This window comes from Streptomyces sp. MMCC 100, from assembly GCF_041538145.2.
GTDB lineage: Bacteria > Actinomycetota > Actinomycetes > Streptomycetales > Streptomycetaceae > Streptomyces.
Window position 1 is genome coordinate 3730587 of record NZ_JBGORK020000001.1, and the last position, 22896, is coordinate 3753482.

At 71.5% G+C, this 22896-nt stretch carries 20 protein-coding genes and 5 pseudogenes; 17 read left to right on the top strand and 8 right to left on the bottom strand.

The genetic code is table 11. The annotated features are described in order from the left end of the window. Positions 1-86 precede the first annotated feature (86 nt). Both ABS735_RS17410 and ABS735_RS17415 read left to right on the top strand, forming a co-directional pair. On the top strand, positions 87-1211 hold the full coding sequence (locus tag ABS735_RS17410; protein ID WP_373905257.1) for a CaiB/BaiF CoA transferase family protein: 1125 nt from the start codon (positions 87-89) through the stop codon (positions 1209-1211). A 111-nt stretch (positions 1212-1322) separates the two neighbouring features. After that, positions 1323-2537, top strand: coding sequence for a CoA transferase (locus tag ABS735_RS17415; RefSeq protein WP_373905256.1), 1215 nt, complete (start codon positions 1323-1325; stop codon positions 2535-2537). Between the two features lie 42 nt (positions 2538-2579). Here the strand turns inward: ABS735_RS17415 and ABS735_RS17420 are convergent, their stop codons facing one another. After that, positions 2580-3752 (bottom strand): CaiB/BaiF CoA transferase family protein, encoded by a 1173-nt coding sequence (locus tag ABS735_RS17420; RefSeq protein WP_373905255.1) that lies wholly within the window; start codon positions 3750-3752, stop codon positions 2580-2582. 373 nt (positions 3753-4125) lie between these two features. On the opposite strand from ABS735_RS17420, the gene ABS735_RS17425 reads away from it, so the two are divergent. Genes ABS735_RS17425 through ABS735_RS17435 form a run of 3 tightly spaced genes read left to right on the top strand, consistent with a single transcriptional unit; the run spans position 4126 to position 8421 of the window. Next, positions 4126-5469, top strand: a complete 1344-nt coding sequence (locus tag ABS735_RS17425; protein WP_373905254.1) for an aldehyde dehydrogenase family protein — start codon at positions 4126-4128, stop codon at positions 5467-5469. Next, positions 5462-6955, top strand: coding sequence for an aldehyde dehydrogenase family protein (locus ABS735_RS17430; RefSeq protein ID WP_373905253.1), 1494 nt, complete (start codon positions 5462-5464; stop codon positions 6953-6955). The genes ABS735_RS17425 and ABS735_RS17430 overlap by 8 nt, the downstream gene beginning before the upstream one ends. Before the next feature lie 35 nt (positions 6956-6990). Further along, entirely contained in the window at positions 6991-8421 is a 1431-nt protein-coding gene (locus ABS735_RS17435) for an MmgE/PrpD family protein (protein ID WP_373905252.1), read from the top strand. Between the two features lie 38 nt (positions 8422-8459). Here ABS735_RS17435 and ABS735_RS17440 read toward each other — a convergent pair whose 3' ends face one another. Then, entirely contained in the window at positions 8460-9443 is a 984-nt protein-coding gene (locus tag ABS735_RS17440; RefSeq protein WP_373905251.1) for an AraC family transcriptional regulator, read from the bottom strand. 211 nt (positions 9444-9654) lie between these two features. On the opposite strand from ABS735_RS17440, the gene ABS735_RS17445 reads away from it, so the two are divergent. The 6 genes from ABS735_RS17445 to ABS735_RS17470 all read left to right on the top strand — a co-directional run bounded on the left by ABS735_RS17445 (position 9655) and on the right by ABS735_RS17470 (position 15327). Continuing rightward, entirely contained in the window at positions 9655-11130 is a 1476-nt protein-coding gene (locus tag ABS735_RS17445; RefSeq protein ID WP_373905250.1) for an aldehyde dehydrogenase, read from the top strand. Positions 11131-11280: 150 nt separating this feature from the next. Next, entirely contained in the window at positions 11281-11646 is a 366-nt protein-coding gene (locus tag ABS735_RS17450; protein WP_373905249.1) for an ATP-binding cassette domain-containing protein, read from the top strand. A 102-nt stretch (positions 11647-11748) separates the two neighbouring features. Then, positions 11749-12945 (top strand): acetyl-CoA C-acetyltransferase, encoded by a 1197-nt coding sequence (locus ABS735_RS17455; RefSeq protein ID WP_373905248.1) that lies wholly within the window; start codon positions 11749-11751, stop codon positions 12943-12945. A gap of 29 nt (positions 12946-12974) precedes the next feature. After that, positions 12975-13430, top strand: coding sequence for a MaoC family dehydratase (locus ABS735_RS17460; protein ID WP_373905247.1), 456 nt, complete (start codon positions 12975-12977; stop codon positions 13428-13430). A gap of 40 nt (positions 13431-13470) precedes the next feature. Continuing rightward, positions 13471-14241 (top strand): 3-oxoacyl-ACP reductase FabG, encoded by a 771-nt coding sequence (gene fabG / locus ABS735_RS17465; RefSeq protein ID WP_373905246.1) that lies wholly within the window; start codon positions 13471-13473, stop codon positions 14239-14241. Positions 14242-14289: 48 nt separating this feature from the next. Next, positions 14290-15327 carry an MBL fold metallo-hydrolase gene (locus ABS735_RS17470; RefSeq protein WP_373905245.1) on the top strand — a complete coding sequence of 346 codons (1038 nt, stop codon included), beginning with the start codon at positions 14290-14292 and terminating at the stop codon, positions 15325-15327. Positions 15328-15358: 31 nt separating this feature from the next. Here ABS735_RS17470 and ABS735_RS17475 read toward each other — a convergent pair whose 3' ends face one another. Next, a complete protein-coding gene (locus tag ABS735_RS17475; protein ID WP_373905244.1) occupies positions 15359-15712 on the bottom strand; it encodes a hypothetical protein in 354 nt (117 codons plus the stop codon). A gap of 198 nt (positions 15713-15910) precedes the next feature. Between ABS735_RS17475 and ABS735_RS17480 the strand changes: the two genes are divergently transcribed. Beyond that, a complete protein-coding gene (locus tag ABS735_RS17480; RefSeq protein WP_373905243.1) occupies positions 15911-17914 on the top strand; it encodes an ATP-binding SpoIIE family protein phosphatase in 2004 nt (667 codons plus the stop codon). A 65-nt stretch (positions 17915-17979) separates the two neighbouring features. Here ABS735_RS17480 and ABS735_RS17485 read toward each other — a convergent pair. After that, a pseudogene (locus tag ABS735_RS17485) lies at positions 17980-18579 on the bottom strand (biotin/lipoyl-containing protein); the annotation flags it as partial. Between the two features lie 73 nt (positions 18580-18652). Further along, positions 18653-18841, bottom strand: a pseudogene (locus tag ABS735_RS17490) (serine hydrolase); the annotation flags it as partial. Here ABS735_RS17490 and ABS735_RS17495 point away from each other — a divergent pair. From ABS735_RS17495 to ABS735_RS17505, 3 genes and pseudogenes are all read left to right on the top strand, one after another. Then, positions 18813-19205: a hypothetical protein gene (locus ABS735_RS17495; protein WP_476755837.1), complete on the top strand. Its 393-nt coding sequence runs from the start codon at positions 18813-18815 to the stop codon at positions 19203-19205. The pseudogene ABS735_RS17490 and the gene ABS735_RS17495 sit on opposite strands and share 29 nt — an antisense overlap. A 171-nt stretch (positions 19206-19376) precedes the next feature. Further along, positions 19377-19508, top strand: a pseudogene (locus tag ABS735_RS17500) (transposase family protein); the annotation flags it as partial. 123 nt (positions 19509-19631) lie between these two features. Beyond that, a complete protein-coding gene (locus ABS735_RS17505) occupies positions 19632-20486 on the top strand; it encodes a hypothetical protein (protein ID WP_373905218.1) in 855 nt (284 codons plus the stop codon). 149 nt (positions 20487-20635) lie between these two features. On the opposite strand, the pseudogene ABS735_RS17510 reads toward ABS735_RS17505, so the two are convergent. After that, positions 20636-20848 (bottom strand): annotated as a pseudogene (locus ABS735_RS17510) (transposase family protein); the annotation flags it as partial. A gap of 125 nt (positions 20849-20973) precedes the next feature. On the opposite strand from ABS735_RS17510, the pseudogene ABS735_RS17515 reads away from it, so the two are divergent. Then, positions 20974-21349 (top strand): annotated as a pseudogene (locus ABS735_RS17515) (carotenoid oxygenase family protein); the annotation flags it as partial. A gap of 72 nt (positions 21350-21421) precedes the next feature. Here ABS735_RS17515 and ABS735_RS17520 read toward each other — a convergent pair. Further along, positions 21422-21562: a hypothetical protein gene (locus ABS735_RS17520; protein ID WP_373905217.1), complete on the bottom strand. Its 141-nt coding sequence runs from the start codon at positions 21560-21562 to the stop codon at positions 21422-21424. Positions 21563-21602: 40 nt separating this feature from the next. Continuing rightward, entirely contained in the window at positions 21603-22028 is a 426-nt protein-coding gene (locus ABS735_RS17525) for a MarR family winged helix-turn-helix transcriptional regulator (protein ID WP_373905216.1), read from the bottom strand. 86 nt (positions 22029-22114) lie between these two features. Here ABS735_RS17525 and ABS735_RS17530 point away from each other — a divergent pair, with 86 nt between their 5' ends. After that, the gene (locus ABS735_RS17530; RefSeq protein ID WP_373906187.1) at positions 22115-22756 is read left to right on the top strand and encodes an MBL fold metallo-hydrolase; all 642 of its coding nucleotides are present in this window, start codon (positions 22115-22117) and stop codon (positions 22754-22756) included. The last annotated feature ends 140 nt before the right edge of the window (positions 22757-22896 follow it).

The following is a 22896-nucleotide window of genomic DNA, read 5'->3' on the forward strand; positions in this document are numbered from 1 at the left end:
GAGGACGGGATGCGCGACATGGTGATCCGCACGCAGGACGACGGTGGTACCGGGGACCGGGGCGGCGTGCCCGCCGGTGACCGCGGATGAGCGGCCCGCTGACCGGTGTGCGCGTGCTGGCGCTCGCCGGCATGGGGCCCGTCCCCTTCGCGGGCATGCTCCTGGCCGACATGGGCGCCCACGTCGTCCGGGTGGCCAGGCCGGCCCACCGCCCCGGCCGTGAGCTGAGCCAGACCGACGGCATGCGGGAGGAGCACGACCTGGCCAACCGGAGCGTGGACACCGTCGCCGTCGACCTCAAGGACCCCGACGGCGTGGAGTCGGTGCTCCGGCTCGCCGAGGCCGCGGACGTCTTCGTCGAGGGCTATCGCCCGGGGGTGGTCGAACGCCTCGGCCTCGGGCCGGAGACGGTGCTGGACCGCAATCCCGCCGTGGTCTACGCCCGCCTGACCGGCTACGGCCAGAGCGGACCGCTGGCGAGGACGGCCGGCCACGACATCAACTACGTGGCCCAGTCCGGAGCCCTGCACGCCATGGCCCGCCGGGGCGAGGCGCCCAGGCCTCCCGTCAACCTGCTCGGCGACTACGCGGGCGGCGGGACCATGGCCGCGTACGGCATCGTGTGCGCGGTGCTGGAGGCACGGACCTCGGGACGCGGCCAGGTCCTGGACGCCGCGATGACCGACGGCGTGGCCCTGCTGACGGCGAAGCTGCAAGGACTGCGCGCCGCCGGCCTGTACGACGACGAGCCCGGCACCAACCACCTCGACTCCGGCGCCCCGTTCTACGACACCTACCGGTGCGCGGACGGACGTTACCTCGCGGTGGGCGCCCTGGAGCCGGACTTCTACCGCGAGTTCACCTCGCGCCTCGGCGTGGACGTCACGGACTGGCCGGACCAGGACGACCGGGGCGCATGGCCGAAGCTGCGCGAACTCATCGCCACGGCGATCGAGTCCCGGCCCCGGTCCGAGTGGGCGGAGATCTACGCCGGCACCGACGCCTGTGTCACCCCCGTCCTCTCCTTCGACGAGGCGGCCGAGGACCCGCACAACCGCGCGCGCGGCACTTTCCAGCGGGTCGGCGACGTCCTGCACCCGTCCCCGGCACCGCGATTCAGCCGTACGCCCGGCAGGCGGCCCGCCGCCCCGAGCGCCGAGCCCGTGAACCTGCGCGACCTGATGCGGCACTGGACCCCGTCCCGCGGCTGACGTCCTCCGCACGGGAAGCGACGAGCACGATCCGTCCCCCCGACGAAGTCCTGCCCCGCCCCCTGTACGACGTGTGCGCCGCCGGTTTCCGGCGGCCGGAAAGGATCAGCAGTGTCTCCTGGAGAACCGCGCTCGCGATCGGGCCTGTTGGCCGGGCTGCGGGTGGTCGAGCTGTCGAGCTACGTCGCCACCCCGCTGTGCGGACTCACGCTCGCCCAGCTGGGCGCCGACGTCCTGCGGGTCGAACCTCTCGGTGGCGCGGCCGACCGCACGCGGTGGCCGCTGGCAGACTCGGGCACGAGCCTGTACTGGTCGGGGCTGAACAAGGGCAAGCGCGCCGTGGCCGTCGACATGGAGAGCGCCGAGGACCGCCGGCGCGTGGCGGACCTGATCGTGCGGGGCGGACCCTGCGCCGTGGTGAGCAACAGCGACCGCTACCCGGAGTTCGGATACGCGGAACTCAGTGCCCGCCGCCGCGACGTGATCCACGTGCTGCTGGAGGGGCGTGCCGGGGGAGGCGCCGGTGTCGACTACACCGTCCAGGCCGCCACCGGCTTCCCGATGATCACCGGGGCACCGGACAGCGCGTCGCCGGTCAACCACGTCCTGCCCGCCTGGGACATCGCGGCCGGGCTGTACCTCGCCGTCGGACTGCTCGCCGCGGAGCGGGAACGCCTGTGCACGGGACGGGGCCGGGAGATCCGCCTCGCCCTGGAGGACGTCGCGCTCGCCACCGCGGGGAATCTCGGCTATCTGGCCGAGGCGCAGGTCACATCCCACCGGCGTACGAAGTCGGGCAACGACGTCTTCGGTACGTACGGCCGCGACTTCGTGACCGCGGACGGGGAGCGGGTCATGCTGGTGATCCTCACGAAGCGCCACTGGGAGAAGCTGCTCGCCGCCACCGGGCTGACGGCCGCGTTCGAGGGCCTGGCGGACGCCCTGGACACCGACTTCTCCAGCGAGTCGCAGCGCTACGAACACCGCGAGCTGATCTCGACCCTCCTGGCGCGATGGTTCGGCGTCACGCCGTATGCCAAGGCGGCGGAGGTCCTGGACCGGCACCGGATCCTGTGGGAACGCTACCGGAGCTTCGAGGAACTCGGCCGCGACGGCGGTGCCGCACTGCGCGAGAGCGATCTGTTCGCCGTGGTCGACCAGCCCGGCGTGGGACCGCACCTGGCCCCCAAGTCACCGATCGTCGTCGACGGCGCACGGCTGGAGCCCGGACCCGCTCCCGAGGTCGGCCAGCACAACCCGGAGCTGCTGCCCGGCCCGCACGTCACCCGGAGCCCCGCGGACGAGAGGGGCGCGGGCGCGGCGTGAGACCGCGGTGCGCCCGGCACACTCCGCCGCGGGGCGAGGTGGTCAGGGTTCCGCGAAGAGGACGCCCGCCGCGAGCAGCTCCTCGACGCGCGCGGCGTCGTACACCTCGCCGGCGATCTCCCGGGTGTGCCGGCCGACGCGCGGGGCGGGATCGCCGCGACCGGGCCGGGTGCCGTCGAACCGCCACGGCGGGCGCAGCAGCGCGACGCCGTCGGCGCCCGGTTCGTAGAGCTCCAGCCACCGGGTCTGCGGGTGGTCGAGCACGCCCGACACGGTCAGGACCGGGGCGAACGGGACGTCCGCGTCGGTGAGCCGCTTCTCCCACTCGGCCGCCGGCCGGGCGCGGAACTCCGCACTCACGAGGTCCACGAGCTCCGGGTAGTTGCGCTCGCGGTCCGGATAGGTGGCGAAGCGCGGGTCCTCGCCCAGGTCGGCCCGGTCCATCGCCGCCAGCAGGCCGCGCCAGAACTTCTGCGAGGACGACAGATGGACGGTGATGTCCTGCCCGCAGGCGGTCCTCAGGCAGAAGTTCTGGGCCTGGGGATGCCGGCTCCGGCGGCTGGGGTCCCGGCCCCCGTCCTCGGCGTACTGGCCGACCGCGTCGGCGGTGAGGGTGCTGACGGCCTCCATGACGGAGGTCTCCACGTGCTGCCCACCGGTGCTGTTTCTGCCGACCAGGGCCGCCAGGACGCCGGTGGCGGTGGAGACCCCGGTGATCAGGTCGGCGAGGACCGTCCCGGAGAGCTGCGGGGAGCCGGCGTCGCCGAGCAGGGAGTAGAGGCCGCCGAACGACTGGCCCATGGTGTCGTAGGCGGGGCGCCCGGCGAGCGGGCCGCCGTTGCCGAAGCCGGTGACCGACGCGTACACGAGGTCGGGCCGCAGTGCGCGGCAGACGTCCGGGCCCAGACCGAGGGCGGTGAGCTTGCCGGCCCGCAGATTCTCCAGGACGACGTCGAAGCGCGGGACGAGCGCCTTCACGAGGTCGACGCCCTCGGGGCGCTTCAGATCGACCGCGAGAGAGCGTTTGCCCGCGTTGTACTGGACGAAGTAGGCGCTGCGGTCGTTCCTGCGGCGCCGGAAGTCCTCGCCGGTGCCCGGCTTCTCGACCTTGACCACCTCGGCGCCCAGCGCGCACAGCAGTGAGCTGGCGTAGGGCACGGAGATGTAGCCCCCGACCTCCAGGACCCGGATGCCGTGGAGCGGCGTGTGCTGCATCGGTGACCTCGTTCCGTCGGCGCCGTGGCCGACCGTACAGACATGTGACGGACGAGGTCCCCGGATTGTCAAGGCCACCGGTCCGAGGCGCCGGACCGGTGACATCGGGCGAGGCAAGAAATATCATGCATCATGTTTCCTTTCTTCCGTTGAACCTTCGGACGGACACCACCCGCGCTCTCTGTCACTGGAAGGTCCCATGACGTGCATACATCACCACTGGTCAACCCCGTAGGCATACCGCTGGGCGCCGCCTTCGCCCCTCCCGCGAAGGGGAGCTTCCTCGACGTCACGGACGCCTCGACGGGGCAGGTCGTCCTCACCGTCGCGGACTGCGGCGAGCAGGACGTGGACACCGTCGTCGACACGGTCGGTGACGCCGCGGCCCGCTGGCGCGCTGCCGGTCCACGCCCGCACCGAGGCCCTGCTGCGGTGGGCGCAGGCGCTGAACGAACACCGTGACACGGTCGCCGAGCTCGTCGCCCGTGAGAGCGGGGCGCTCCGCCGGGAGGCGGCGGCGGACGTCGACCGGGCCGTGGACTGCGTCCGCTACTACGCCGGGCTCGTCGGCAAGGTCGACGGCCGCACGCTGAGCGGCATCCCGGGCCACCTCGGCCACACCGCCCGCGAACACCACGGTGTGGTGGCGGGCCTCAACTCCTGGAACTCGGCCCTGTCGATGTTCGCCCGGCAGTCGGCGCCGGCACTGGCGTGCGGCAACGGCTACGTCCTCGGGGCGGACCCGACGGCCCCGCTCGGACCGACGCTGATGGCGCACCTGGCGCAGCGCGCCGGAGTCGAGGCCGTCGCCGTGCTCACCGGGCGGGGCGGGACGGGACCGTACCTGGCGGGGCATCCGAAGGTCGGCATGATCGCCTTCACCGGCTCCGCGGAGGACGGCCGGGAGATCATCCGGGCGTCGGCCGGACCGGTCGCCCCGCTCACGGTGGGCCTGGCCTCCCGCAACAGTGCGTTCGTCCTGGCCGGCGCCGATCTGGGCACCGCAGTGCCGTGCGTCCTGTACTCCCGCTTCTCCTGCGCGGGCCAGAACTGGTACGGCGCCGCCCACGTCCACGTCCACGTCTCCCTGTACGAGGAGTTCGTCGAGGCGGCCGTGTCCCTGGCGCGGCGCCTCAGGATCGGACCGCCGCTCGCCGACGGAACGCACATCGGGCCACTGGTCTCCGAGGACGCCCGGGACCGGGTCGAGACGGCGGTGGCGGCCGGGGTGGCCGCGGGCGCACGGGTCCGCACCGGCGGCCGGCGGGCACCGCGGCCCGACGGGGGAGCGTACTTCGAACCCACGGTGGTCACCGACGCCACGCCGGCCAACCCCCTGCGCGCGCGGCTGGTGGCCGGTCCGGTCCTGACCGTCTCCTCGTTCGAGGACGCCGGGACGGCCGCGGCGGAGGCGAACGCGACGCGCTCCGGCGGGATCGCCCAGATCTGGGGCCGCGAAGCAGGCGCCGTACAGGAGCTGGCCGGCCGGCTGGAGGTGGGCACCGTGTGGATCAACACCCACGACGCCCTCTCGCCCGAGATCCCCATGACCCCCTGGGGCGGCAGCGGGTACGGCGCGGCAGGAGGCCTCGACGCCCTCGACGAGAACACCCGGACCAAGGCGGTCGTATGGGACCTCACGCCCCTGTCCGAGCGGACCCCGCCCCTGACGAGGACCGGGTCCGGCACCGACCCCGAAAGGCCCGCCCATGCCTGAGCAGCTGATTCGCGCCGAGGCGGTCGGCGCCGGACGCTACACCGGCCGGGGGGAGTGGCTGCCCCTGGAGAACCCCGCCACCGGCGTGACGTACGCCGAGGTCCGCGAGGCCGACGAGGAGTTGATCGACGCCGTCGTCACCGGCGCGGCCGCCGCGTTCCGCGACGGGTGGCGGGACGTCGAGCCCTTGGAACGCGCCCGCCTGATGGTCCGCTGGGCCGACGTCCTGATGGAGCATCAGGACGAGCTGGCCCGCATCGAGACCACCGACGTGGGCCACCTCTACCGCGAGTCCGCCGCCGACGTGGCGAGCGCCGCCCGGTGGCTGAGGTACTTCGCCGGACTGGCCGACAAGACCGAGGGCCAAAGCGTCCCGGCCCGTCCCGACCGGGTCGCGCACATCACGCGGGAGCCCTACGGCGTCGTGGCCGGCATCAACAGCTTCAACGGCAACATGCTCATGTTCGGGATGAAGGCGGCACCCGCCCTCGCCACCGGCAACTGCTTCGTCCTCAAGGCGCCGGAGCTGGGCCCCCTGTCGTCCTTCCGCATGGCGGAGCTCGCGGTCGAGGCCGGCATCCCGCCCGGCGTCGTGAGCGTCGTCTCGGGCCGCGGCCACGTCACGGGCCCGGCCCTGGTCGGGCACCCCGAGGTGGGCACGGTGGTCTTCACCGGCGGTCTGCGCGGGGCCCGGAGCGTGATCGACGCCGCGGCGCACGGCGCCAAGCCCCTGACCATGGAGCTGGGCGGGAAGAACGCCGTGATCCTGCTGGACGACGTCGACCTCGGCCGGGTCGTCCCCCACCTGCTGCACTCCAACTTCGTCAAGTGCGGGCAGAGCTGCGCCGCCGGTTCACGTGTCTTCGTCCCGCGCCGGCGCGCCGACGAACTGGCGGGCCTGATGGCGGCGGCCACCCGGCGCATCAGGCCCGGCGACCCCTTCTCGCCGTCCTCCGACATGGGGGCCGTGGTGAGCGCCCAGCAGGTCGCCCGCATGGAGGACCTGGTCGGCAGGGCCGTCGAGGGCGGAGCGACGCTGCTGGCGGGCGGCCGACGCGCCCGCACGGAGGGCCCCCACGCGGGCGGCCACTTCTTCGAGCCGACGCTTCTCGTGGACCTGGAGGACACCAACGTCGCGGCACGCGAGGAGATCTTCGGCCCGGTGGTCGGAGTGCTGGCCTACGACGACCTCGACGAGGTGCTCGCCCGCGCCAACGGCCTCGACGTCGGGCTGACCGCGCAGATCTGGGGCGAGGACCTGACGGCGATCCACCGCCTGGCGCGCGGCCTGGAAGCCGGAACCGTATGGGTCAACACCTACCGGACCATCCACCCGAGCGCGCCGTACGGCGGCTACAAGCACAGCGGCTACGGGCGCGAGAACGGCGCGGAGGTCCTCAGGACCTACACCCGCGGCCGGACCACCGTCTGGCACCACGGCACGCCGGCGCGCCCCTACGCGGACGCACGGCCCCAGGCCTCCTGAGCCGTCGTCCCACCACCGAGAAAGAGGACTGAGCAATGAGCGACAAGACCCTGGTCGAGCAACTCGCGGCGTTCACCGCCGCGACGACCTACGACCGGCTGCCGGCGGACGTCGTCCACGAGAGCAGGCGCATCGTGCTGGACTCGCTCGGCTGCGCCCTGGGCGCCGTCGACGAGCCGAAGGGCCGCATCGGCATCCAGTACGGCCGTATGACCGGCGGCACCGGCGGGGACGCGACGATCATCGGCACCGGTGACCGGGTCTCGGTCTTCGGCGCGGCCTTCGCCAACGGCGAGCTGATCAACACCCTCGACGCCGACGCCGTGCTGCCCCCGGGCCACGTCACCCCGTACGTGCTGCCGGGCGCCCTGGCCGTCGGCGAGAGCGTGGGCGCGTCCGGCAAGGACGTCCTCACCGCCGTCGCCGTCGCGCACGAGATGTCGTACCGGATCGGCAAGGCGATGGACTACCTGCGCGACTTCAAGGACGGCAAGGTCACCCCGCCGCCGGTCTACGGCTACAGCAGCACGGTCTTCGGGGCCACGGCGGCCGTGGGGAAGCTGAAGGCCCATGACCCGGGTGTCCTGGCGCACGCCCTCGGGATCGCGGGGAGCATCGCCCCCGTGAACTCCTTCCGTTCCTGGAGCGAGCACGCCCCGACCTCCACCATCAAGTACCTGCTGGCCGGCGCACTGACCCAGGCGGCGCTGACCGCCGCCCACCTGGGCGAGCTGGGCCACCGCGGAGACCTGCGGGTGCTGGACGACCGCGAGTTCGGGTTCCCGCGCTTCATCGGCACCAGCCGCTGGGAGCCGGACGTCATCACGGACGCGCTGGGCAGTGACTGGCGGTTCCCGGCCGAGCAGGCGTACAAGCCGTACCCGCACTGCCGGATCCTCCACGCGCTGCTCGACTCCCTGACCGAGATCGTGACGGAGAACGACATCAAGCCGGAGGAGATCCACGGGATCAAGGCCTGGGTCGAGGGCTTCGTCGAGCAGCCCCTGTGGGTCAACCGCAGGATCGAGCACGTCCACGACGCCCAGTTCAGCATCGCCCACGGCCTCGCGGTGGGGGCGCACCGGGTGCCGCCCACCAAGGCGTGGCAGGACCCCGACCTGGTCTTCGGCGACTCGGTCATGGGCCTGATGGACAAGGTGACGTACGAGGTGCACCCGGACTACGTGAAGCTGCTCTCCGGCAACGCCGCCAGCCGTCCGGCCAGGATCGAGGTCGCGGCGCGCGGCACGACCTTCACGGGGGAGCGGCGCTACCCGAAGGGCAGCAAGTCGCCGGAGCCCGGGACCGCGATGACCAACGACGAGCTGGTGGCCAAGTTCCGCGGCCACGCCGAGGGGGTCATCCCTGAGGCCGCCGTCGAGCAGGTGGTGGAAGCCGTCCTGAACCTGGAGACGGTCGAGGACTTCCGCGACGTCATGCGCCTGGTCGGCCGTACGGACGGCTGACGCCGGGGACACCGGCCCCACCGCGGCATCCGCTCCGTTCAGGGGCGGGTGCCGCGCGCCGTCTCGGACGGCAGCACGCCGAACCGCTCCCGGTACCGGCCGGCGAAACGGCTGGGGTGGAAGAACCCCCAGCGCGCCGCCACCTCCGTCACCGAACCGCCGGTCCCGGACGTGAGCTCCAGGTGCGCCCGGTCGAGCCGGACGTTGCGCAGATAGGTGGTCGGGGACATGCCCACGGCCTCCTGGAAACCGAGCTGCAGGGCGCGTGCGCTGACGCCCGCCATGGCCGCGAGGTCGGTCGTGCTCGTCGTCGCCGACGGATGCTCGTCGATGAAGTCCATCACCTCACGGACCTTGGACCTCCGCGTGGGCCGCGGGGTGCCGTACAGGACGGGGCTCAGCTGGCTGGGCACCGCCGTCAGCAGCTGGGTCATCAGCGCCGCCTCCAGCTCCTGGCAGGCCGCGGGCATGGTGGCCAGCCCATGGGGCCGGGCCAGCTCCGTGAACAGGAAACCGGTGGTCGCGACGAGTGCCTGGCCCGCTCCCCCCGCCAGGTCGAACGTCAGGGCGAAACGAATCGGCTCCGGTGCGCGGAGCCCGGCGAGCTTCGCCGCGTGGGCCTCCAGGAGCTCCCGGGGGAACCGCATCACGTACTGCCGCGCGTCTGGGCTCCAGTGCACCCGCAGCGACGCGTCCGGGACGAAGGCCACCCCGGCCCGGCCGGGCGCCGAGTCGCCCCGCGCGTCGTTCTGCCGGGCCGAACTCGACCCGCTCAGCGGGATGTTGACGTGATAGCAACGCCGCATCGGCGGAACCGTGAGCCTGGTGTCGGCGCCGTAGCTCAGCCGCCCCAGGGTGACGCGCGCCGACGGGGCGACATCGAGGCGGAAGTCGAGTTGGTGGCCGGGGGCCAGCCGCACCTCGTGCCGCGCGAAGTTCTTGCTGCCGTGCTCCCGGGCGACCTCGGGATCGCGGGTGCTGACGTGCAGGGCGTCCCCGGGCGCGTGCTGTGGCCGGATCATGGGCAACTGGGCCTCCTCGCACCTGGTTGCCGACTGCCTGAGCGCGGTGTGACGCGCTGATAAATATTAAATATCGAGACGTCGGACGGTGGAAGGCCGGCACCGAGGACGTGACTCCTTCGCAATGTGGCTGTTCCCGATCGGCCAATGGATAGTGACCTGCCTCACGCCGGCCGTACCTTCCCCGTCGACGACAGTGTGAGGAGCACTCATGGTCCGGCAAGGAAACTATTCACAGCTCTACATCGGCGGCACATGGGTCGACGCCGCCGCGGACGACACCCTCGACGTGGTGTCGCCGTTCACGGAAGAGGTCCTGGCCCGCGTCCCCGCCGGTTCCCGGCCGGACGTCGACCGGGCCGTGGCGGCCGCGCGTGAGGCCTTCGACCACGGACCCTGGCCCAGGATGCCGCTCACCGAGCGGATGACGGTCCTGCGGCGGCTCGCGGCGGCCCTGGCGGAGCGGCACGACGAGATGGCGACCCTCATCTCGCAGGAGATGGGCTGTCCGATCTCGCTGTCGCACACGATGCAGACGACCGGCGCCCAGCTGCTGCTCGACAGTTTCCTCGACCTCGCCCCGCGCTACGAGTGGAGCACGGTGCGGCGGTCCGACACGGGCAACGGGCTGGTGACCCGCGAACCGGTCGGTGTGGTGGCCGCCGTGGTGCCCTGGAACGCCCCCCTGCTGGTGACCATGCTCAAGGCGGTTCCGGCCCTCCTGGCCGGCTGCACGGTCGTGCTCAAGCCGTCCCCGGAGGCCACCCTCGACAGCTATCTCTTCGCCGACCTGCTCAAGGACACCGGACTGCCCGACGGCGTGGTCAACATCGTTCCGGCGGACCGGGAGGTGAGCGAGTACCTCGTCACCCACCGGGACGTGGACAAGGTGTCCTTCACGGGATCCACCGCGGCCGGCCGGCGCATCGCCGCGCTGTGCGGCCAGGACCTGCGGCGGGTGACGCTGGAACTCGGCGGCAAGTCCGCCGCCGTGGTCCTCGACGACGCGGACCTCGACGTCGTCGTCCCGTCGATCCAGGCGCTGTCGCTGCGCAACAACGGGCAGGCGTGCAGCAACAAGACGAGGATCGTCGTGGCGCGCTCCCGGCAGGCCGAACTCCTCGACCGCATGAGCGAGATGGTCACCTCGCTGAGCGTCGGCGATCCCGCCGATCCCGCCACCCATGTCGGTCCGGTGGTCAGCGCGGCCCAGCGCGAGCGCGTGGAGGGATACATCGAAGTGGGCCGGCAGGAGGGGGCCAAGGTCCTCGTGGGCGGTGGCCGCCCCGCCGGGTTCGACCGCGGGTGGTTCGTCGAGCCGACGGTCTTCACCGACGTCGAGCCCTCCATGCGGATCGCACAGGAGGAGATCTTCGGGCCGGTCCTCACCGTTCTCGCCTTCGACGGCGAGGACGAGGCCGTGGCCGTCGCCAACGACTCGGACTACGGCCTCAACGGCTCGGTGTTCACCGCGGACCCCGAGCACGCCCTGGCCGTCGCCCGCCGCATCCGCACCGGGACCGTCGAACTCAACGGCAACGGGGTCGGTTTCCACGCCCCGATCGGCGGCTTCAAGTGCAGCGGCATAGGCCGGGAGGCGGGACTGGAGGGCTTCGACGCGTACGTCGAGCTCAAGTCGTACGGGCTGCCCGCCTCGCTCGCGGACACCCTGTCGCGCCAGTCCTGACCCGCCGGACCGACAGCCCGGGCACGGGCACGAAGGAGACATCATGCGAGGAGTCGTGTTCCGCGGGAACCGCGAACTGGAGACCGCGGAGTTCGACGACCCGGTGCCGGGACCCGACGGCGTCGTCCTGGAGGTCAAGGCGTCCGGGATGTGCGACGCCGCTTCGTCGAGCGGTTCCAGGTGCGGACCCTGCGACCGGATCGGGCGAAGCTCGTGGAGCTCAGCGGAGGCAACCAGCAGAAGGTCGTCCTCGCCAAGGGACTCACCAGGAAGCCGCTGGTGGCGATCATCGACGAACCGACCCGTGGAGTGGACCTGGGAACGATCGTCGAGATCCACGCGATGATCCGGGCGCTCGCCGACGAGGGCGTCGCGGTGGTGGTCATCTCGTCGTACCTGCCGGAGATCCGTGCGCTCTCCGACCGGATCCTGGTCGCGAAGCAGGGATCCATCGCCGCGGAGTTCGATCCCGAGGAGGCCGACGAGGAGGCGTTGATGTTCGCGGCGGTGCACTGACGCCGTCCGTCCGTCCGCCCGCCCGCTCGTGCGTGCCTTGCCCTCGAAACCGAGATCAGATATTTTATTTTAAGTATTTCTTGGAGAAGGGAGCGCGAAGCCATGCGACGAGCAGCCATCGTCAGTCCGGTGCGTACGCCCGTGGGCGCCTTCGGCGGAGCCCTGCGGCCGGTACCGGTCGAGGATCTCGCGGTCACGGTCATCAAGGCGGTGGTCGAGCGCACCGGCATCGACCCGGAACGGATCGACGACGTCGCCATGGCGCAGTCCTACGCCAACTCCGAGACGCCCTGCATCGGACGCTGGGCGGCCCTGCACGCGGGGCTGCCGCTCGCGGTGCCCGGTTTCCAGACCGACCGCCGGTGCGGCGGCGGGCTCCAGGCGCTGGTGACGGCGGCGATGATGGTGCAGACGGGCGCCTGCGACGTCGTCGTCGCCGGCGGCGTGGAAAGCATGTCGAACATCGAGCACTACACCACCTCGATGCGCTGGGGGCGGCGCGCGGGCAACGTCCAGATGTACGACCGGCTCGACCGGGGCCGGGAGCGTTCGCAGCCGGAGCACCGCTTCGGGAAGATCTCCGGCATGGTCGAGACCGCGGAGAACCTGGCGGAGCGCTACGGCATCACCCGCGAGGCGGCCGACCGGTTCGCCGTCGCCAGCCACCTCAAGGCCGCCGCGGCCTGGGAGTCGGGTGTCTTCAAGGACGAGGTGGTACCGGTCGCGGTGCCGCAGCGGCGGGGTGAGCCCGTCGTCGTGGACCGGGACGAGGGCGTCCGAGCGGACTCCACCACCGAGGTCCTCGGCAAACTGCGCACCGTTGTGCCCGGCGGCACCGTCACGGCCGGGAACGCGAGCCAGCAGAACGACGCCGCCGCCGCGTGCCTGGTCGTCGCCGAGGACCGGCTGGAGGCGCTGGGGCTCGAACCCATCGGATTCCTGGAGGGCTGGGCGGCCGCCGGCTGCGACCCGGCGGTCATGGGCATCGGTCCGGTGCCGGCCGTGGCCAAGCTGTTCGCCCGCACGGGCAAGTCCTTCGACGACCTCGATCTCGTCGAAGTCAACGAGGCGTTCGCCGTGCAGGTCCTCGCGGTGCTGGCCGAGTGGGGCTGGCACGACCCCGACCGCCTCAACGTCAACGGCTCGGGCATCTCCCTGGGCCACCCGATCGGGGCGACTGGCGTGCGGATCATGACCACGATGCTGCACGAACTGCGGCGCCGGGGCGGCCGGTACGCGCTGGAGACCATGTGCATCGGCGGCGGCCAGGGCATGGCCGCCCTCTTCTCCGCCGAGTGAGCTCGCACCGAAAGGCGACAGACCGACCGATGACCAGGATCTTCCCCTCTCCCGCCGCGCTGGCCGCGGCCGTGGGCACCCACGTCGGAACCAGTGCGTGGATCTCCGTCGAGCAGGACCGGATCGATCGCTTCGCCGACGCGACCGGCGACCACCAGTGGATCCACGTCGACGCCGAGCGTGCCGGGTCCGGCCCGTTCGGCGCCACGATCGCGCACGGCTTCCTGACGCTCTCCCTGATCCCGGGCCTGGTCAAGGAGGTCTACCGGACCGAGGGCGTGGCCATGGCTGTCAACTACGGCCTGAACAAGGTCCGCTTCATGCACCCGGTCAGGGTCGGCTCCAAGGTCAGGGCCTCGGTGGACGTCGTCGCGGCCGACGAGGTCCCCGGCGGGCACCAGGTGGTCGTCAGGGTGACCGTCGAGATCGAGGGCGCCGACAAGCCGGCCTGTGTCGCGGAGACGGTCACCCGCCTCTACACCTGATCGCCCCCACCCCTTCCCGCGCTGCCAAGGAGTTACGAGCATGTCCGAATCCACCACCCCCGCCCAGCGCGTCGCCGTCGTCACCGGCGCGGCCCGCGGCATCGGCGCGGCCACCGCCCGGCGGCTGGCCCGCGACGGCTTCGCCGTGGCCGTCCTCGACCTCGACGAGACGGCGTGCGCCGACACCGTCGCCGCCATCGGGAAGGAGGGCGGCAGCGCCCTGGCCGTCGGCGTGGACGTGTCCGACGCCGGACGCGTCGAGTTGGCCGTCGCGCGGGTGGCGGCCGAACTGGGCCCGCCCGCGGTGCTGGTGAACAACGCGGGCATCACGCGGGACAACCTGCTGTTCAAGATGGCCGAGGCCGACTGGGACGCGGTCATCGGCGTGCACCTGCGCGGAGCCTTCCTGATGTCCAAGGCCGCCCAGGCGCACATGACCAAGGCAGGCTGGGGCCGCATCGTCAACCTGTCCTCCGTCTCCGCGCTCGGCAACCGGGGCCAGGTCAACTACTCCGCCGCCAAGGCGGGGCTGCAGGGGTTCACCAAGACCCTCGCCATCGAGCTGGGCAAGTTCGGCGTCACGGCCAACGCGGTCGCCCCCGGCTTCGTGGTCACGGAGATGACCGCCGCCACCGCCGAACGGCTGGGCGTGCCCTTCGAGGAGTTCAAGGCGAAGCGAGCGGCCGCCACTCCCGTGCCCAGGGTGGGCGAGCCCGACGACATCGCCCACGCGGTCTCGTTCTTCGCGAGCGAGGGTGCGGGCTTCGTGACGGGGCAGGTCCTCTACGTCGCGGGCGGTCCACGCGGCTGACCGCGAGCGTCGCGCCCGTTCCACACGCAACACCAGCAAGGGAGAGTCATGACCAAGCGGTTCGACCAGGGTTCCTGGGCCACACCGGGCGTCCAGACCGTTCAGCCCGGAGTGCACCGCGTGCCGCTGCCCCTCCCGAACGACGGTCTGCACGCCGTGAACGTCTATCTGCTGGAGGATCTGGCCGAGGACGGCGGCCTGGTCATGATCGACGGCGGCTGGGCCATTCCCGAGGCGCGCAAGACGCTGGAGGAGGGCCTGGCCGCCATCGGCCGCGACCTCGGCGACATCAGCCACATCCTGGTCACCCACGTCCATCGCGACCACTACACGCAGGCCGTCGAACTGCGCCGGCTGCTCGGCTCCCGTGTCTACCTCGGTGCCGGGGAACGCCGCGGCCTGGAGCTGCTCAACGAGCTGCGCGGCGGACTGACCTGTTCCCTGCGCATCCTGCGGCAGGCGGGCGCCGACGAGCTGGCCGACCACGTCCGGGCGACGTATCCCGACCTGTACCGCCCGGAGGACTGGGAGACCCCGGACCGCTGGCTGGACGCGGAGACCCTGCGCTTCGGCGGCAGCGAGCTCCAGGTGATCCCGACCCCCGGCCACACCCGGGGCCACGTCGTCTTCCTGGACGAACGGCGCGGTCTGATGTTCTCCGGCGACCACGTCCTGCCGCGCATCACGCCGTCGATCGGTTTCGAGGCGGCCGAACCCGGCGGCCGGCCGCTGGCCTCCTACCTGGACTCACTGCATCTGGTGACCCGGTACGCCGACGCCCGTCTGCTGCCGGCCCACGGCCCCGTCACGGACAGCACGCACACCCGGGTCGCCGAACTGGTCGCCCACCACGACGACCGGCTGGCCAAGACCCTCGCCGTCCTCGGGGACGGGACGCACGACGCCTTCACGGTCGCCCGGTCCCTCGCCTGGACCCGCCGCGAGGTGCCGTTCGGCGACCTCAACGCCCTCAACCAGATGCTCGCGGTCAACGAGACGGTGGCCCACCTCGACGTCCTCGTCCTGCGGGGCACGGCCACGGTGTCGGCCGCCCAGGGAGTGAACCGGTACACGCGGCTGCGGTGAGGCCACAGCCGCGTGCGGCACGTCCCGCCGGCTAGACCGCGATGTCCATCTCGGGGCCGATGTACTCCTCCGCCGAGACGACCTTGCCGTCCTTCACCACGGCCACCTGGACTATGTGCACGTTCGTGCCGTCGAGGGTCGTGGAGGTCTGCATGATGAAGCCCTTGTCCGTCAGCGTGTAACGGGAGTTGCGGAACGGCGGAAGGCCCCCGCGGCCGTGCACGGCGTCGATGGCCCCCTTGAGGCTCATCCACTTGTCGTCCGAGCTGTGCCACACCCGGCAGTCCGGCGCGCAGAACGCGTAGAACACGTCGACGTCGGACAGGGCGCGCAACCAGTTCCGCGCGATCTCTTCGGTGGTCTTCTCGGTGGTCTTCTCTGACATCGGCCTCGATGCCTCTCTCGTGATGAGTGAGCTCTGTGACTCGGCAGCCACGCGGCATTAGATCACGCATCATATAAAAAATACCTCAGTTGGTAGGGCGGAGAATCCCACTTCCGGAGTTGAGCTGAGGACGCGCGTCCCGGTGAGCCGGACGTAGCGTGAGAACAGAGGTTCCAGGGGCCGAGTCCGAAGAGTGAGATGCGCGGGCCCGCAGATTACGTGGAACGGGCGTATCCGATCCCGACCGTCGCGACAGCGGTGCTGGACGACCGCGGGACGGTGCTGCGCTGGTCCCGGGCGGCCGCCGACCTGCTGGACCGGACCGCCGAGGAGGTCTGCGGCCGTCCGGTGCGCGCACTGCTCACCGACGGTTCGGGAGCCGGAACCGACGACACCGGTGTCCCGGCCGAGGGCCGGACGTTCCTTCGGCACCGCGACGGCCGTCCGGTGGACGTCACGCTCCGGGTGCAGCGACTGGAACCCGCCGCCGAGCTGCTCCTGTTCTTCGTGCCCACCGAACACGCGACGGCGTGGAAGCACGGCGAGGGCGCCCTGCGCGCCCTGCTCGAACAGGACCGGATCGGGGTCACCCTGTACGGACCCGATCTGACCGTCGTGCGGAGCAACACCGGCCCCCGGGCGTTCGGCGGTGCGGCGGCGTCCCCGGCCGGCCGCCCGGCGGACCCGCTTGCGCCGCAGGACGCCGTAGCCTCCGCGACCGGCGAGTGGCCGAGCGCCCTCCTGCAGCCGGGCCGGGCCGTCCCGCCGGTGCTGAACACGGCCGGCCTGTGGAACGTCCAGCACGGCAGGGCCGCCGTGCTCGACCGGGCAGCGGTGCTCGCCCTCTTCCGGGAACCGGGATGGCGCCGCACGGCCGTACCCGAGCACGGGCACTCGGCCATGCGGGTGCCCGTGCTCGCGCGCGGCCTGGTCCTCGGCACCGTGGCCGTCTGGCGCACCGACCGGCCGGACCCGTTCGACGCGGAGGACGCCGACCTGCTCACCGAGATCGCCTCCCGGGCCGCCCTGAGCGTCGACAACGCCCGCCGCTACACACGCGAGCACCGGTCGGTCCTCGCCCTCCAGCAACGCCTGCTCCCGGACCCCACGACCGACACACCCGCGGCGGAGACCGCGGGCCTGTACCTGCCCACCGGCAGCGGAGCCGGAATCAGCGGCGACTGGTACGACGTCATTCCGCTGCCGTCCTTCAGGGTCGCCCTCGTCGTCGGGGACGTGACCGGACACGGCCTGTACGCCACCGCCACGATGGGTCGGCTGTGCACAGCGGTCCGCACCCTGGCCGACCTGGAACTGGACCCGACGGAACTGCTCACCCACCTGGACGACCGGGTGCAGCAACTCACCCGGGAGGCGGATCCGGCGAGCCCCGTGGTCGCCACCTGCCTGTACGTCGTCTGCGACCCGGTCGCCCGGCGCTGTGCCGTGGCCGGCGCAGGTCACCCGCCGCCCGTCCTGGTCCGGCCCGACGGCACCACCGAAGTGATCGGCGTCGCCCCCGGCGCGCCCCTCGGCGTGGGCGACATGCCCTTCGAGACCGTCACGGTCGACCTGGAGCCCGGCAGCGTCCTGGCCCTCTACACCGACGGTCTGGTCGAGCATCGTGCTGACGACGCCGACGCCGACGGCGGATGGCGCTGGCTCAGGGAGAGCCTCGCGGCCGCCTGCGGCTCCGGTCGCCCACTCGACGCTTCAGGCCGCGCCCTGCTGGCCGAACTCGACGGCGCCCCGCCCCGCGACGACATCGCGCTGCTGCTGGCCCGCACCCGGGCCGTGCCGGCGGACCACACCGTGTGCTGGGAGTTCGACGCCGAGCCGACGGCCGTGGCCACCGCACGCCAGGCGGTCACCCGGCAACTGGCCGACTGGGGTCTGGAGGACGTCGCCTTCACCACGGAACTGATCGTCAGCGAGCTGATCACCAACGCCGTGCGCTACGCGGGCGGTCCCGTCGGACTGCGGCTGATCCGCGAGAACGCCCTGGTCTGCGAGGTCACCGATCCCAGCAACACCCAGCCGCGGCTGCGCCGTGCCCGCTGGACCGACGAGGGCGGCCGCGGCCTGTTCCTGGTCGCGCAGCTCAGCAGCCGTTGGGGGTGCCGTTACGGAGGGCACGGGAAGACGATCTGGGCCGAGCAGCCGTTCGTGCCGACGGAGGCCGACCTGACGGCGTTCCTGTGAACCGCGCGCCCGGCGGAGGGCTTGTCGTCGTCCGCCGAGCGCGCTCGGTGCACCCACCGGTTCGCTCAGTCCTTGATCTCGCAGATGGCGGCGCCGGAGGTGAGGGAGGCGCCGACCTCGGCGCCCAGGCCCTTGATGGTGCCGGACTTGTGGGCGTTGAGGGGCTGTTCCATCTTCATCGCCTCGAGGACGACGATCAGGTCGCCCTCCTGGACTTCCTGGTCCTCTTCGACGGCGATCTTGACGATGGTGCCCTGCATGGGGGAGGCGAGGGTGTCGCCGGAGGCGGCGGGGCCGGACTTCTTGGCCGCGCGGCGCTTGGGGCGGGCCCCGGCCGCCAGGCCGGTGCGGGCCAGGGACATGCCCAGGCTGGAGGGGAGGGAGACCTCCAGGCGCTTGCCGCCGACCTCGACGACGACGGTCTCGCGGCCGCTCTCCTCGTCCGCCTCGGTGTCGGCGGGGGCGGTGAAGGGCTTGATCTCGTTGACGAACTCCGTCTCGATCCAGCGGGTGTGGACCGTGAAGGGGTCGGTGGAGCCGGTGAGTTCGGGCGCGAAGGCCGGGTCGCGGACGACGGTGCGGTGGAAGGGGATGGCGGTGGCCATGCCCTCGACCTGGAATTCGTCCAGGGCGCGGGCGGCGCGCTGGAGTGCCTCGGCGCGGGTGCGGCTGGCTTCCCACGACGTGCTGCATCAGGTCCTGGATGTAGGCACGCGATGCCTCGCTCAGGGGCGACTTGTCGCCGAACACGGACTGCAGCAGGCGTATCTGGTCTTCCGCGGTGGTCTGGGTGATGCCCCAGACGGTCCCTTCACCGCCGTGCGTCTGGGACAGGCCGAGCCGTTCGTTGGCCGCGTCGAGCCCGGGGGCACTGCCTATCCGGGTCCACAGGGCGCTGGTGGAGTCGTTGTCGCTCTTCTGGATCATGGCAGCGGCCTGGGCGCGCTCCTCGGTGCTCAACCTCCGCCCCTGGTCCTGGGCCTGGAGCAGCAGGGTCGCCAGGATGTCCACCTTGACGATGCTGGCGGTGTCGAAGGCGTCCTGTCCGTACGTCGCCATGGCACCACTGCTGACGTCCAGCATCGCCACGGACATCCGGTTGTCGCCGAAGAGCGTGGTCACGGGGGCCAGCGCCGGTTCGAGGTCGAACGGCTTCGGCGCCGGGGTGGGCGACAACGACGGTTCCGGCGCCTCACCCGCCTTTGCCCGGGCGGAGACGGCCGGTGGGGACGGAGCCTTCGCACCGGCGGACGCGGACGACTCGCCGGAGTCGCTCCCGACGATCGCGTAGGTGGCGCCGCCGATCAGGACCACGGCCGACGCCACNATCAGCTGGTCGTCAACGGCCTTGGGCGGCGCAGCCGCTGCCGCCTCGCCGGCCTCGTGCTCGGCCACGTTCTCACTGGCCATCGATGCATCCTCCATGATCGGGAGTTACACCGAACGATTTACAGTCCCCGGCCGGGCCGACTACTCGCACAAGCACCGCCGCCACGGCGTGGACATGCAGGTCGTGACCGACCCGGCCGGGCACGTGCTGTGGATGTCGCCGGCCTTGCCGGGCCGGTGCCACGACCTGACCGCGGCCCGCACCCAAGGTCCCGGATCAGTCCCAACCGCACGACGTCAGTCGCCAAGGCCGTCCTCACCCTGGAGAGGCAGCGCTGAAAACGCTCACTGACGATCAACTTCTGGCACAGGACACTAGAATCCCGCCATGGCGGAACCCGTGAGTCCACAACAGGGCGGTGTCGGCAGCGTGTTCACCGCCCGGCTGAGACGACCGTACACACGCGGGCGAAGGCGGCTGCTCATCGGCACGGGAGCCGCTCTGGCCGCGGTCGCCACGACGCTCGCCCTCTGTTCCGGGCCCGAGCCCGGTGATCACGCACCGACTGTGGTGTGCTCCGACACCGACAACACCAGCCTGACCGCCGACGTGGACGCGGACGGGCGGCTGGACGAGATACACGACCCCGACCGCTCGGGAAAGGGTTCCGTCCTCTTCAGCCGGGCCGATGACCGTATCGAGGTCGGTGTCGGCGAGGCTCTCGGCGTACGGCAGAAGGCCCGTGGCCTGCTGACGTCGGACCTGGAGACCAGGGGCACGTTCGGCGACTTCGACGGCGACGGCTATCTCGATCTGGCGTTGTTCCGCAGTCAGGAGGACATCGGGGACAGCCCCCGCTCCAACCTGCTCGTGCATGAGGTGCGCTACGGACCGCTCGCCCGGGACCTGAGTGGCAGCCGGAGCGGCACCATCCGCGTTCAGGTCTCGTTTTTCGTCGCCGCGGTGCGTGCGACCGACGAGGACCAGGACGGGCGCGCCGAGCTGCACGTGTTCCAGTCCGCCGGAGACGGAGGATACGCGGAGTACATCGGCCGTCAGAAGGACGGCGGCGTGACCCTGAGCGAAGCCGACACCGGCTACTACGGCCAGGGTGACTGGGATGAGCTCCAGCCGGGGTGGAGCGACTTCGGTACCTGTGTGTACACCAGCCCCGAGAGCACGCCGTCGGTCCGGAGAGAGCCTTCGGATGTCACGCCCGCACCAGGAGCGAGGCGAGGGTGACAGGTACGACGCAGAGCCCCTTCTTGAGGTGAAGCCGCTGGTGGCGGCAGACGAGTCGGGCTGTACGCCGGGTTCTGCCTCGCTTCGGGAGTGATCACACCCTGACCTGCACGTTTATGGGCATCCGGCGGCTGTTGCAACCCCAGGGACAGCAGGACGTACTCCGGTCCGTGCTCGCGCAGGGCCTTGAGTGGACCGGGCGCCCGGGTGGCCAGGAGGTCGATCACCGCAGCGGTGTAGGCGTGGGCGGTGCCGACCGAGATGCCGAAGCCGGCGGAGATCTGGTCGCGGGTGATGATGAGCATGGGGACCCACTCGACCAGCGCATGGGGGAGGTCGAGTGCGGCAGGACAGGGGACCAACGAGGAACCTGGGCTGGTGAGTTGAGAATTCGAACCCACCCCTCAACGGCACGAGTGCCTCGTGCGTTGCGCCCTCGCCGCTGTCATCCCATCGGTGGCCACTCTGAAAACGCTCAATGAATCCCTTGGTCTCGCGACGACACCGCTACGCCTACACCGCCGGCGCGGCCGAGATGTGCGCGCGTACGAGACCGTCGACCGGACGTGCCCGGACGAGAAGTTCACCGACTACCTGGTGAAGCACGACATGGCGCGGGGCAGCAGGCAGTTCCACCGTTCCGCAGGGGTGCGGCGGTCAGCGAGCCAGTGTTCGTCCCGCGGCGTGGGGCGCGGGACGAGGACGACGGCTACGTCCTGTCGTACGTGAACGACCCCGACCGTGGTGCGACCGACCTGGTGGTCCTTTCGGCCCAGGACTTCGGAGGTCACCCACTGGCCCGTGTCCAGTTGCCCGGCCGTGTACCGCTGGGATTCCACGGCAGCTGGATCGCGGACGCCTGAGGCCTTCCCGCTGACCTCGCCGACCGGCGGTATCCCGTACCCCTGCCCCGGCCGACCACTCGCTCAGGCCGGTCAGGCGCACACTCCGTCCAGGAGGTTGGTGAGGAAGACGTCGGTGAAGCCGAAGGCGGTGTAGAGGTGCCCGGTGGCGATCGGCGCCCGCCGGCCGACGTCACTTCGGACAGGAGGGCCGGACGTGGATCCTCTTCGCAACCAGGTGTCCCGTGTGCTCGACTGCTTGCTCGCCGAGCGGTCAGTGTCCGGTCAGGCGGGCCGTCAGGCGTGACAGCAGGTCGACTGACTCGCTGAGTTGCCGTCTTTCGTCCGGGTCGAAGGTTTCGCGGATGGCGGTGCCGAGGGCCCCTGCGCGGCGAGTGCGTTCCCGCTGGAGGCGGGAGCGGCCGGCGTCGGTGAGGTGCAGCAGGAGCTTGCGGCCGTCGGCGGGGTGCTGCTCGCTGCGGACCAGGCCGTCGGCGGAGAGGTCTTTGACCGACTTGGCGGCCGACTGGTGCGTGACGCCGCGCAGCCGGGCGAGGTCGGCTGTGGTCAAGGGGCCGCCGCGGTCGAGGTGTCCGAGGATGGCGGCTTCGCCGGGCGGCATGGTGTCCACGGCCCGTACCGCCCGGACCAGCTCACCGATCGACCGTCGCAGCTCCTCGGCCAGCGCGTCTTCGTCCATGAGGCCATCTTAGCCGCACTTCCAATACTTAGTTGTACAGTTCAGTTGTACAAATAAGTCGGCAGGAGCGGAAGGACATGGCAGTCATGGAACTCACCAAGTTCGGTCATGCGTGTGTGCGGCTTGAGAAGGACGGGCGCCGCCTGGTGATCGACCCAGGCGGTCTGACCGACCCCGCGGCGCTGGAAGGCGCAGACGCAGTACTCGTTACGCACGAGCACTTCGACCACTTCTCGGAGGAGGTGCTGCGGCGGGCGGCCGCGGCGCGTCCGGGGCTGCGTATCTGGACCAACTCCTCCGTGGCGAAGCAACTGGTCGGCATCGGCACGCAGGTCACCGCCACGGGCGACGGGGACGCTTTCAGCGTCGCGGGCTTTGACATCCGAGTTCACGGAACGTGGCACGCCGTCATCCACCCGGATGTCCCGCGCATCCCCAACATCGGGTTCCTGGTGGACGAGACCATCTTCCATCCTGGCGACGCCCTGACCATCCCCGCCACTGAGGTCGGCACGCTGCTGCTGCCCGTGCACGCTCCCTGGTCCGCTGTCGGAGACCTGATCGACTACACGCGCGAGGTCGCTCCCCGCCATGCCTACGCCGTGCACGACGGTGCCCTCAACGACGTCGGCACCGCGATGGTCGAGGGTTTCCTCGGCGAGCGGGGCCCCGGGGTCCCGGCCCGCTACCGCCGGCTGGCCCCGGGCGCGAGCGTCCTGATCGACTGAGGCCCAGCGCCACTGGCAACGGCGGCGCCTTCCACACCGGTCCGCTTCCCCACCGCCGCTCCACCGGCTCGGGCCTGGTCCACGCGGGCACCGGCGAGCCCGAGCGAAACCAAGCTGGGTCCTGGTTCATTGCACCGAAC